Origin of the sequence: Pseudomonas meliae (genome assembly GCF_001400515.1) — a bacterium.
Lineage (GTDB): Bacteria > Pseudomonadota > Gammaproteobacteria > Pseudomonadales > Pseudomonadaceae > Aquipseudomonas > Aquipseudomonas amygdali.
This window is the reverse complement of sequence record NZ_LJQT01000062.1, coordinates 1-269: the sequence shown is the minus strand read 5'-3', so window position 1 is coordinate 269 and position 269 is coordinate 1. Positions and strand designations below refer to the sequence as shown.

Genomic DNA, 269 nt, shown 5'->3' with positions numbered 1-269 from the left:
TTGGATTAGCCCCCTTACACGTTATCCCAAGGTTTCATAATGATTATTACCCGATACGACACACATCCCATTCCGTATGGCGTTGGTGACCAGGTTATCCAGTTGGTCACCGCCAACGTTACTGAGCTGAGCTTGAATTCGGTGCCGCCAAGCAATCTCATGTACGAGGTTTTTCGTTGGGCTCTGCCTACAGAGGTGGGCGTATATCTGAGTCGAATCTCAGAAGAGCCAGGCAAACCCGTAGAGCTTTTAGTGGCATTTGATGAGGT

Annotated in this window: 1 pseudogene; it reads left to right on the top strand. The window is 49.1% G+C overall.

What is annotated here, in order from left to right:
- Positions 1–39: 39 nt before the first annotated feature.
- Positions 40–269 (top strand): annotated as a pseudogene (locus tag ALO64_RS25845) (GNAT family N-acetyltransferase); the annotation flags it as partial.